This window comes from Herbaspirillum sp. Sphag64, from assembly GCF_014192645.1.
Classification (GTDB): Bacteria; Pseudomonadota; Gammaproteobacteria; order Burkholderiales; family Burkholderiaceae_D; genus Herbaspirillum.
This window is the reverse complement of the sequence record NZ_JACHYE010000008.1, coordinates 187,351-197,634: the sequence shown is the minus strand read 5'-3', so window position 1 is coordinate 197,634 and position 10,284 is coordinate 187,351. Positions and strand designations below refer to the sequence as shown.

The window sequence follows — 10,284 nt, the reverse complement described above, 5'->3', positions numbered from 1 at the left end:
GTTAAGCTAACTGATACTAATTGCCCGTGCGGCTTGTCCCTATAACATTAGCTGTTATAGCTTGAATTGACGTGTTTGCCATTGTGCATCACACCCACTATAATTTACTTCTTCCCAGATTGCGTTGTTTGACAACCCCAGTTTCAACGGGACTCAAGCAACACTACAAGTTATGCCTGATGACTATAGCAAGTTGGTACCACCCCTTCCCATCCCGAACAGGACCGTGAAACGACTTTGCGCCGATGATAGTGCTGCAACCAGTGTGAAAGTAGGTCATCGTCAGGCTAGTTATTGAAAAAGCCCTTAACCTTCAGGTTAAGGGCTTTTTGCTTTGCACTTTCCATTGCCAATTCGCGCTCCGACAGCATGATTCAGCACAGTCACTAACTTTACACGGGGATACTTTGGCGGGAAATGGTCAGCATCTTTTCGTCCATAACTGCTTTATTCCCTAGAATGAACTACTTCTTTGAGTGCTCAAACGTCTCAAACTGGGTAGACAAAATAAAGCCGGCAAGAAGCCGACTTTATTATTTACAAATAAAAAGATTTAGACTGGCTTTTTCTCATCCAGCAACCCTTGCTTGCGAATGTAATCAATAACCTTCTCCACGCCATCACCACTACGCAAATTGGTGAAAACAAATGGACGATCACCGCGCATACGTTTCGCGTCTTGTGCCATGATATCCAGGTTGGCGCCAACATAAGGTGCCAGATCGGTTTTGTTTATGATCAACAAATCAGAACGTGTAATACCAGGACCACCTTTACGTGGAATCTTTTCACCGCCAGCTACATCGATGACGTAAATAGTCAGATCCGATAACTCCGGGCTGAATGTCGCAGCGAGATTATCACCCCCAGACTCCACGAGGATCAGATCAAGATCGGGAAAGTCCGCACTCATTCGCGCAATTGCTTCCAAATTAATCGACGCATCTTCACGAATTGCCGTATGTGGACAACCGCCGGTCTCAACGCCCATCAGTCGCTCAGCGGGCAGGGCATCTGCGCGCAGCAGAATCTCCATGTCTTCCTTGGTATAAATATCATTGGTGATGACCGCCATGTCGTAATGATCGCGCATGCGCTTGCACAACATTTCGCACAGTGCAGTCTTTCCCGAACCGACTGGCCCACCGATACCGACACGTAGTGGATTGGGTGATGATGAATTACTCATGGATGTATAACCTCAATTGATAAATTGCAGCAAAGATAATCTTTGCAAGCAAAAACATTATTTACGAGCGGTAGAGTCGGCTGTACTGAATTTCGTGCTGCATCGACAATAGGGACAGTCCCGGAGCCCAATTCGATAAGGCATCATCGGACAACCCCTGCGCTATCCGCGACGCTTCTTCCAATGCCGGACGCAATGACAACAGCAGACGTTGCCCCGCAACCTGCCCAAGCGGCACCGATTTGACGCATACCAACACCTGATTCTCCGCCCACGAAAACAGCATTCCCAGCAGCGCTGCCTCCGCTGGAACAGCCAATGCCACGGCAGCACAGGCCAGCGTTGTTGGCAATGGCAGCTCGGCTTGTTGCTGCAGCAAAGCAAGTAGTTCCGCGTCACAGATTCCCAACTCTGCCACCAGTTTGCCTAACGAATATCCCATTTGTATCGTCTCTGCACGGAATTCAGCAGTATCACGTGCAGCGATGAAACGTTCGTTCCACAAAGTGACAGCATCCGCATCACGGGTAGCGAACGCTTCCAGCAATCGCCAGAAAATCGGTGCTTCAAAATAGGCGACGACTTCTTGAAGCGAAGTCATGATCCACTGTCTTGCAGTCGACTCGTTATTCACACTGCCATTTTCTATCGCCGCTTCAAGACCTTGCGAATAACTGTAAGCGCCAATCGGTAATGATGGACTCGATAGCTGTAGCAGATGGAGCAGAGCATGGGCGTGCATATTAACGCGCGATATCGCCAGGACGGTGAATCTTCTGGCGCACAGGAATCGGTGCCAATGGATGGTGATGATCATCGCCGTGATGATGGTGACCACCACCGTAGGCGCCGGACTCCGGCTCGAAGGCCGCATTCTCTTCAGTAACCCGTGCGCCAAGACCTTCCAGCATTTCCTTGAGCACCGGGTCTTTACGGATACGCAAAAATCCGTCACCAACTTGCGCCTGGGTATGGCGATTTCCTAAATGGAAGGCACAACGCAACAGATGCTGTGGCGTGTCACCCTCGACGTGGTAAGTTACCTCGCGTGCGGCACTCACCTTGACCACCCGGCCATCGTCACCACGTAGTAAATCGCCATCACGCAAAATGGTGCCACGTACTGTAAACACCGCAACCTCTTCGCCCGAAACCAGCGCAGCACGCAAACGACTTTTTTCGCGCAGTTCGTAAGGCAGTACCAGTTCACCGTCAATTGCGCCGGTAAATCCCGCAGGATCAATTTTTGTATTCAGCGTCAGCATGTTCTTCTCTAATTGATTTACCCAGCTTATTCAAAACAGGAAATAACGTTGCGCCAGAGGCAGCATCTTGGCGGGTTCGCACACGAGTAACTCACCGTTGGCACGTACTTCATAAGTCTCCGAATCGACCTCCATCTTCGGTGTCAGATCATTATGAATCATGTCCGACTTGCGAAGGTGACGCATGCCTTTGACTGGTACCAGCGGTTTGTTCAACTTCAAATGCGCACCAATGCCGGCGTCGAACGCCGCTTGGGAGACAAAAGTCATGGAGCTTTTGAGACCGCCGCCGTAAGCGCCGAACATCATTCGATAATGGACCGGTTGCGGTGTCGGGATTGAGGCGTTTGGGTCGCCCATCTGCGCTGCGGCGATCATGCCGCTCTTGAGAATCATGGATGGTTTCACGCCAAAAAAGGCGGGCTTCCAGAGCACAATGTCGGCCACCTTCCCCACCTCAAGCGAGCCTACCACGTGCGAAATACCGTGGGTAATCGCGGGATTGATGGTGTATTTGGCGATATAGCGTTTGACGCGGAAATTATCGTGACGGGAAGGGTCCATCGCTAATGAACCACGCTGCGATTTCATCTTGTGAGCAGTTTGCCAGGTGCGCATAATCACTTCACCGACGCGTCCCATGGCTTGCGAGTCCGACGACATCATCGAGATCGCGCCGATGTCATGCAAAATATCCTCAGCGGCAATGGTCTCGCGGCGGATGCGTGACTCGGCAAACGCAATGTCCTCCGCAATGGCCGGATCGAGATGGTGACATACCATCAGCATGTCCAGATGTTCATCCAATGTGTTGACCGTGTAAGGTCGGGTTGGATTGGTCGAGGATGGCAACACATTGCCTTCACCCACTGCGGCAATGATATCCGGCGCATGGCCACCACCGGCACCTTCGGTATGGAAGGTATGAATCGTACGATCCTTGAAGGCCGCCAGTGTATGTTCCAGGAAGCCACCTTCGTTGAGGGTATCGCTGTGAATGGCGACCTGAATATCCATCTTGTCGGCCACAGACAAACAGTTATCGATCGCGGCCGGTGTTGATCCCCAGTCTTCATGCAACTTCAGACCAATTGCACCGGCCTGGACCTGTTCCTCAAGTGGCGTCGGCAAACTGACATTGCCTTTGCCGAGAAACCCGAGATTCATCGGAAACGCATCCGCCGCAGACAGCATCGAATGAATATGCCAAGGACCAGGCGTACAAGTGGTCGCTGCAGTACCGACCGCGGGCCCGGTGCCACCGCCAATCATGGTGGTCACGCCGCTCATGAGTGCTTCCTCGATCTGCTGCGGACAGATGAAGTGAATGTGGGTATCAACCCCACCAGCGGTCACGATCATGCCTTCACCGGCAATGATCTCGGTTGCGCCACCGATGGCCATGGTGACATTCGGTTGAATATCGGGGTTGCCGGCTTTGCCGATTCCGGCGATCTTGCCACCCTTGATACCGATGTCGGCCTTCACGATGCCCCAGTGATCAATGATCACGGCATTGGTGATGACCGTATCCATCACGTCATGATGGTTACGTTGTGATTGCCCCATACCATCGCGAATTACCTTGCCACCACCGAATTTAACTTCCTCACCATAGGTGGTGAAGTCTTTCTCGACTTCGACGAACAAACCTGTGTCAGCGAGGCGCAAACGGTCGCCTGTAGTAGGGCCGAACATTTCGGCATAGGCCTGACGTGAAATCTTGCTCATGCTTTGCTTCCCTTCTTGTCCAGTGCACCCATCACCTTGGCGTTGAAACCATACACTTTGCGTTCACCTGCCAGCGCTACCAGTTCCACGGTACGCTCCTGACCGGGTTCAAAACGCACGGCTGTTCCCGCAGCGATATTGAGTCGCATGCCGTAGCCGAGCTGACGGTCAAACAACAAAGCCGGATTGACTTCATAGAAATGAAAATGGGATCCGATCTGAATCGGCCGGTCACCGCTATTAGCAACCGTCACAGTCGCCGTTGCACGTCCAACATTGAGTTCGATATCGCCGGGTTCGACCAGCATTTCTCCAGGAATCATGATGGGCTCCTCGTTCAGGGAATCGGATGATGGACCGTGACCAGCTTGGTACCGTCAGGGAAGGTCGCTTCGACCTGAATGTCGGGGATCATTTCCGCCACACCTTCCATCACATCGGCGCGGCCCAATATGCGGGTACCCTCCGACATCAATTCCGCTACGCTCTTGCCATCACGTGCACCTTCCATGATCGCAGCAGTAATCAGCGCGACCGATTCCGGATAGTTCAGCTTGAGACCTCTTGCGCGCCGCCGTTCAGCCAGCAGAGCAGCTGTAAAGATCAGCAGCTTGTCCTTTTCTCTCGGTGTCAGTTCCATCTGTTCTCCTTGATTCTCATGTATTCCAGATACGCGGGATGACCGCGTCACGTTGCATTAATTCGGGCCGGATCAGTTGCCAGGCACGCATCAACCAGTGGCGTGCCGATTGACTGGAGTGTCCAAGATAGCGCAACACCAGCAATTGCTTCATCTGTGAGACGCCACTGCGGCCGTCTCCAGCCAACGCACCAGTCTCTTCGCGCAGTTGTTGCAAAAACGCGCTGTTCATCGTCTTGCCGACCGCAATCATGGTCGCGCATACCGAATAGCCACCTAGCACCAACGGGCTTTGCATGGCATGCGTTCCTGCCTGCAGGCTGCCCTGTTCAAACCAGATCAATTTTCCTTCACGGCGGATGCCGGTACGCTGGCCGACGCAGCCGGTCTCGAAGGATTCACCTGAGGCAGTACGTCCAAAACACAGAATATCGGCACCGATATAGCAGGTGTCAGCGGCCAGCTCGACATCATGCCGAATCCGCACATTGGCATCGTTGAAGAAAATCGTCTCTTGCGGTAGCCATTCCAGTGAGCCGCCCGCGGCGACTGACAAGGCCACCTGCTGCTGTGAAGTCATGCCATTGGCGCGATACCATTTTCCCGCTCCTGGCGTGGTCAGCAAAGCATGGGCTTGTGCGCCCACCGCAGCGTCGATCTGCAAGATATCGCCGCCGAGAATACCGCCGGGCGGGTGCACGATGATGGCGTGACAAACAGAAGGATGTTCGGGGTAGAGCGGTTTTTGTACGCGCAGCGGGCCAAAATGGCTGCGCTCAGTCAACCGTGTGGTGCCAGCATCGTTGGTAAATCCCAGCCTTAGCCGAGCTAATTCATTCCCGTGCACAGGCGGCGCCGTCTGCGTTGCAGGAGCGCTGGAGTCGAGGGGAGTAATGACGCGTTTCATGCAAGGGTGCAATGTAGCAATGGTGATATAAAGGACGAGCAACCGTCTGCATCGTAATGTGCTGTTATAGCAGACCTTCAGCAAAAAAACAGCGACTGCTTATGGATATGGCAGTGCCCAGCAATGCTGCGGCGCAGCTAGCTACAACCACGATCAGACGGCCAGGTGTTTTTTGACGCTGTCATCATCCATTTGTGCCTGGGTCCCTGCGGCTACCACTTCACCTCGCGACATTACTACAAAGTTGTCTGCCAGTTCGCGCGCAAAATCAAAATACTGCTCGCACAGCAGAATTCCAATATCGCCGCGCTGGCGCAGCAGGCTGATCACGCGCCCGATATCCTTGATGATCGATGGCTGAATGCCCTCTGTCGGTTCATCCAGAATGATCAGCTTGGGCTCAGCCAGTAAGGCACGCGCAATCGCCAGCTGTTGTTGCTGACCACCGGAGAGGTCGCCACCGCGACGGTGCAGCATCTCCTTGAGCACTGGGAATAGTTCATAGACTTCTCCCTTGATGACCGACGCTTTGCGTCCCGATAAGCTTGCCATGCCCATGAGCAGATTTTCTTCTACGGTCAGGCGGGCGAAAATTTCGCGTCCCTGCGGGACGTAAGCAATGCCAAGAGCGGCGCGCTGATGCGGTTTGAGTTTGGTAATGTCGCGCCCTTCCAGCGTGACATTGCCGGCAGCTACCGGCAGTACACCCATGAGGCATTTCAGCAAAGTCGTCTTGCCGACGCCATTGCGACCCAACAGCGACAGACATTTGCCCTTCTCGACATTGAGCGATACCCCGCGCAAGGTATGCGCCGCGCCATAATATTGGTTGAGTTGATTAACTTGCAGCATGGCTTAGCGTCCCAGATAAACTTCGATTACGCGTTCGTCGGATTGCACCTGCTGCATGGTGCCTTCGGCCAGTACCGAACCTTCATGCAATACGGTGACCTTGCCACCCTGAGCAATTTCCTCGACAAAGCCCATGTCGTGTTCCACCACCATGATCGAATGCTTGCCGCGCAGCTCGTTGAGTAATTCAGCGGTGCGCACGGTTTCCGCATCCGACATGCCGGCTACCGGTTCATCGAGTAGCAGCAACCGCGGCTCCTGCATCAGCAACATGCCAATTTCCAGCCATTGCTTTTGACCGTGGGAAAGCAGACCAGCCATGCGGTTTTCCTGACCATTAAGGCGGATCAGCTTGAGGATTTCCTCGATCTTGCCGATCTGCTCGGAATTCAGGCGGGCGAACAAGGTACGCTTGACGCGCTTGTCCATCTTCATCGCCAGTTCAAGATTGTCGAAAACCGAGTGCTGCTCAAACACCGTTGGTCGCTGAAACTTGCGACCAATACCGGCGTGGGCAATCTCGTATTCGGTCATCTTGGTCAGATCAATGGTCTGTCCAAAAAAAGCGGTACCGGCGTTTGGTCGCGTCTTGCCGGTGATGACATCCATCATGGTTGTTTTACCAGCGCCGTTGGGACCGATGATGCAGCGCAGTTCGCCGACCGAAATATCGAGATTGAGCTTGTTGATGGCCTTGAAACCATCAAAGGAGACCGTGATGTCTTCCAGATACAGAATCGCACCATGCAGGGTATCGACGCCGTCTGGTTTGATACGCGCATAGGAGGTGCCATGATCAGCATGCTGACCGTTGTCGACGCTCTCTTGCGGCGTAGCGCGGTTGTAGAGTTCGCTCATGCAGCCTCCGCGGTGCTGTCACGCTTCTTGAGTTTCTGGATCAGACCGAGAATGCCCTGCGGCAGGAACAGCGTGACCAGAATGAAGATCAGTCCCAGCGCATACAGCCAAAGATCCGGGAAGGCCGCCGTAAACCAGCTCTTCAAACCATTGACCGTGAATGCACCGATGATCGGACCCAACAGTGAACCACGCCCACCGACCGCAGCCCAGATCACCATTTCAATCGAATTGGCGGGTGACATTTCGGACGGGTTGATGATGCCAACCTGCGGCACATACAAGGCACCTGCGATGCCACACAAGACCGCCGATAATGTCCACACAAACAGCTTGAACCAGAGCGGGTTGTAGCCGATGAACATCAGCCGCGATTCTGAATCACGCACTCCTTGCAGCACGCGCCCCAGTTTCGATGTCACGATGACGCGGCACAACAGCAGCGAACCCAGCAGGCAAGCCAGTGTGACCAGATACAGTACCGCCTTGGTGGAGGGAGCCGTAATCGTGAAGCCGAGAATGCGCTTGAAATCGGTGAAGCCATTGTTGCCGCCGAAGCCGGTATCGTTTCGGAAGAACAGCAACATGAACGCGAACGTCATGGCCTGCGTGATGATGGAAAAATAGACCCCCTTGATTCGAGACCGGAATGCGAAGTAGCCGAACACGAAAGCCAAGATGCCGGGTACCAGTACCACCAGCAACATGGCGAACCAGAAGTGATCGCTCATCCACCAGTACCAGGGATAGGCCTTCCAGTTCAGGAACACCATGAAGTCCGGCAGATCGCTTTGATACACGCCATCGTGACCAATGGCACGCATCAGATACATGCCGTGTGCGTAGCCGCCGAGTGCAAAGAAGACGCCGTGGCCGAGCGACAGAATGCCGGTATAGCCCCACACCAGATCCAATGCCAGCGCTGCCATGGCATAGCACATGAACTTGCCGATCAGGGCAATGGTGTAGCTCGATATCGCCAGCGGATGACCTGCCGGAAACACCAGATTGAGGATAGGTAGTAACGCCAGCACTACGGTGCAGACAATGATGCCGATCCAGGCGGGGCGGGCGAACAGGGCTGGTCGTTGGGAGAAGTTAAGCTGGCTCATTCCACGCTCCTGCCTTTCAGTGCAAACAGGCCTTGCGGGCGCTTTTGGATAAACACGATGATGAAGACAAGAATCGCAATCTTGGCCAGTACGGCACCGGCCACAGGTTCCAGAAATTTGTTGACCTCACCCAGTCCGAGTGCCGCAATCACTGTTCCTGCCAGCTGACCGACCCCCCCTAGTACCACTACCATGAATGAATCCACGATATAGCCCTGACCGAGGTCTGGACCCACATTGCCAAGTTGCGATAACGCCACACCGCCGAGCCCGGCAATCCCGCAACCCAGCCCAAAGGTCATCATGTCGATCTTGCCGGTGGAGACGCCTACGCAGTCCGCCATACGACGGTTTTGCGTTACCGCACGTACGAACAAGCCGAGGCGTGTCTTGTTCAGGATCAGCCAGACGGCAAACACGACAAACATCGCAAAGAAGATAATGACAATACGGTTATACGACAGTACCAGCGAGCCCAGCACCGTGACACCGCCTGACATCCAGCTCGGATTGGCAACTTCGACATTTTGTGCGCCGAAGATGGAGCGCACGCCCTGCATCAGCATCAGGCTGATACCCCAGGTGCACAGCAGTGTTTCCAGCGGACGGCCATACAGCCAGCGAATCACCAGGCGCTCCAGCACGATGCCAACCGCAGCCGCCACCAGGAACGCCGCAGGCAAAGCGACAACCAGATAGGCATCGATCGCACCGGGGAAGAAATGCCGGAAGAACAACTGACAGACATAGGTCGTATAAGCGCCAATCATCAGTAATTCACCATGCGCCATATTGATGATGCCCATCAGGCCAAAGGTAATTGCCAGCCCCAGTGCCGCCAGCAGCAGCACGCTGCCGAGTGATACGCCATAGAACAGCTTGCCGACAAAGTCGGTAATGGCCAGATGGCGATCCAGCGCTGCCAAAGTCCGCACAGCCTCGATACGCACGCCTTCATCCGGCTCGACATTACTGCCGTCGGCATTTTTGCTCAGCATTTGTTCCAGTACTGGCCGCAGGCTGGCATTGGTCGTCTCGCCGAGCGCCTTGACTGCGGCGCGGCGGCTTTCTGCGTCGGGCGCATGCAGATTGGCGGTCGCCACTACCTGCTTGAGCACGCCCTGGATTTCAGAATCTTTTTCTGCCGCCAGCGCTTTGCTGATCAGCGGAGTTTGCGAAGGATCTGCCGTTGTAAGCAAGGCAGTTGCTGCGCTCAGTCGCACAGCGCGATCTTCAGAAAACAGCTTGAGTCCGGATAACGCACCTTCGACCACCCCACGCAGACGATTGTTGACGGTAATGGCATCGGCATCATCGGGTACCGGCCCGGTCTTGTCGGTGGCCGGATTGAAGGCATCCGTGTCGCTCACAATGAGCACTTCGCCTGCCGGTGTTGCATACAGCGCATCATTATTGATGGCATCGAGAATCTTTTGCGCATCTGCATTAGCCAACGCAGCGATCTGCGTCACGGCGGCAATACGTGCATCGGGGTCGTCGCCAGCCAGTGGCTTGAGCAATGCCGGATCAATCGCTGCCTGCGCGCCCAGCATATGGGCACAACAACAGAGAGCCAGCGCTGCTTTTGAGAATTTGAGGAAGGAATTCATGGAGTTGTTATGACGTGAAGAGTGTCTTCATCGATGGGCAAGCCATGCCACAACCAAGGCACTTCCGAACTTCATTCCCGCGCCTGCGGGAATGAAGACGAAGAGTGACTACCCGTTAAG

11 protein-coding genes and 1 rRNA gene are annotated in these 10,284 nt (G+C 54.2%); 1 reads left to right on the top strand and 11 read right to left on the bottom strand.

From position 1 onward, the window contains the following. The first annotated feature begins 175 nt into the window (after positions 1 to 175). Positions 176 to 288 (top strand): 5S ribosomal RNA (gene rrf / locus FHW66_RS14420). Positions 289 to 553: 265 nt separating this feature from the next. Here rrf and ureG read toward each other — a convergent pair. The 11 genes from ureG to urtB form a co-directional block, all read right to left on the bottom strand. After that, on the bottom strand, positions 554 to 1,189 hold the full coding sequence (gene ureG, locus FHW66_RS14415; protein ID WP_183380506.1) for an urease accessory protein UreG: 636 nt from the start codon (positions 1,187 to 1,189) through the stop codon (positions 554 to 556). Between the two features lie 61 nt (positions 1,190 to 1,250). Next, positions 1,251 to 1,931, bottom strand: coding sequence for an urease accessory protein UreF (locus tag FHW66_RS14410; RefSeq protein ID WP_183380505.1), 681 nt, complete (start codon positions 1,929 to 1,931; stop codon positions 1,251 to 1,253). A 1-nt stretch (position 1,932) separates the two neighbouring features. Beyond that, positions 1,933 to 2,454, bottom strand: coding sequence for an urease accessory protein UreE (gene ureE / locus FHW66_RS14405; protein ID WP_183380504.1), 522 nt, complete (start codon positions 2,452 to 2,454; stop codon positions 1,933 to 1,935). A 30-nt stretch (positions 2,455 to 2,484) separates the two neighbouring features. Continuing rightward, entirely contained in the window at positions 2,485 to 4,185 is a 1,701-nt protein-coding gene (ureC, locus tag FHW66_RS14400) for an urease subunit alpha (RefSeq protein ID WP_183380503.1), read from the bottom strand. Further along, on the bottom strand, positions 4,182 to 4,508 hold the full coding sequence (locus FHW66_RS14395; protein ID WP_183380502.1) for an urease subunit beta: 327 nt from the start codon (positions 4,506 to 4,508) through the stop codon (positions 4,182 to 4,184). Before FHW66_RS14395 ends, ureC begins: the two co-directional genes overlap by 4 nt. A 14-nt stretch (positions 4,509 to 4,522) precedes the next feature. Further along, positions 4,523 to 4,825, bottom strand: a complete 303-nt coding sequence (locus FHW66_RS14390; protein ID WP_183380501.1) for an urease subunit gamma — start codon at positions 4,823 to 4,825, stop codon at positions 4,523 to 4,525. Between the two features lie 16 nt (positions 4,826 to 4,841). Then, the gene (locus tag FHW66_RS14385; RefSeq protein ID WP_183380500.1) at positions 4,842 to 5,732 is read right to left on the bottom strand and encodes an urease accessory protein UreD; all 891 of its coding nucleotides are present in this window, start codon (positions 5,730 to 5,732) and stop codon (positions 4,842 to 4,844) included. Between the two features lie 153 nt (positions 5,733 to 5,885). Further along, the gene (urtE, locus tag FHW66_RS14380; protein WP_183380499.1) at positions 5,886 to 6,584 is read right to left on the bottom strand and encodes an urea ABC transporter ATP-binding subunit UrtE; all 699 of its coding nucleotides are present in this window, start codon (positions 6,582 to 6,584) and stop codon (positions 5,886 to 5,888) included. A 3-nt stretch (positions 6,585 to 6,587) separates the two neighbouring features. Continuing rightward, complete coding sequence (urtD, locus tag FHW66_RS14375; protein ID WP_183380498.1) at positions 6,588 to 7,442, bottom strand: urea ABC transporter ATP-binding protein UrtD; 855 nt, start codon at positions 7,440 to 7,442, stop codon at positions 6,588 to 6,590. Then, a complete protein-coding gene (gene urtC / locus FHW66_RS14370; RefSeq protein WP_183380497.1) occupies positions 7,439 to 8,554 on the bottom strand; it encodes an urea ABC transporter permease subunit UrtC in 1,116 nt (371 codons plus the stop codon). Before urtC ends, urtD begins: the two co-directional genes overlap by 4 nt. Continuing rightward, positions 8,551 to 10,107, bottom strand: coding sequence for an urea ABC transporter permease subunit UrtB (gene urtB / locus FHW66_RS14365; RefSeq protein WP_370543472.1), 1,557 nt, complete (start codon positions 10,105 to 10,107; stop codon positions 8,551 to 8,553). The genes urtC and urtB overlap by 4 nt, the downstream gene beginning before the upstream one ends. Positions 10,108 to 10,284 lie beyond the last annotated feature (177 nt).

Excerpts from the sequence above, each read along its gene's own strand:
- ureG (WP_183380506.1), bottom strand. The coding sequence starts at position 1,189 with ATGAGTAATTCATCATCACCCAATCCACTACGTGTCGGTATCGGTGGG.
- FHW66_RS14410 (WP_183380505.1), bottom strand. The coding sequence starts at position 1,931 with ATGCACGCCCATGCTCTGCTCCATCTGCTACAGCTATCGAGTCCATCA.
- ureE (WP_183380504.1), bottom strand. The coding sequence starts at position 2,454 with ATGCTGACGCTGAATACAAAAATTGATCCTGCGGGATTTACCGGCGCA.
- ureC (WP_183380503.1), bottom strand. The coding sequence starts at position 4,185 with ATGAGCAAGATTTCACGTCAGGCCTATGCCGAAATGTTCGGCCCTACT.
- FHW66_RS14395 (WP_183380502.1), bottom strand. The coding sequence starts at position 4,508 with ATGATTCCTGGAGAAATGCTGGTCGAACCCGGCGATATCGAACTCAAT.
- FHW66_RS14390 (WP_183380501.1), bottom strand. The coding sequence starts at position 4,825 with ATGGAACTGACACCGAGAGAAAAGGACAAGCTGCTGATCTTTACAGCT.
- FHW66_RS14385 (WP_183380500.1), bottom strand. The coding sequence starts at position 5,732 with ATGAAACGCGTCATTACTCCCCTCGACTCCAGCGCTCCTGCAACGCAG.
- urtE (WP_183380499.1), bottom strand. The coding sequence starts at position 6,584 with ATGCTGCAAGTTAATCAACTCAACCAATATTATGGCGCGGCGCATACC.
- urtD (WP_183380498.1), bottom strand. The coding sequence starts at position 7,442 with ATGAGCGAACTCTACAACCGCGCTACGCCGCAAGAGAGCGTCGACAAC.
- urtC (WP_183380497.1), bottom strand. The coding sequence starts at position 8,554 with ATGAGCCAGCTTAACTTCTCCCAACGACCAGCCCTGTTCGCCCGCCCC.
- urtB (WP_370543472.1), bottom strand. The coding sequence starts at position 10,107 with ATGCTGGGCGCGCAGGCAGCGATTGATCCGGCATTGCTCAAGCCACTG.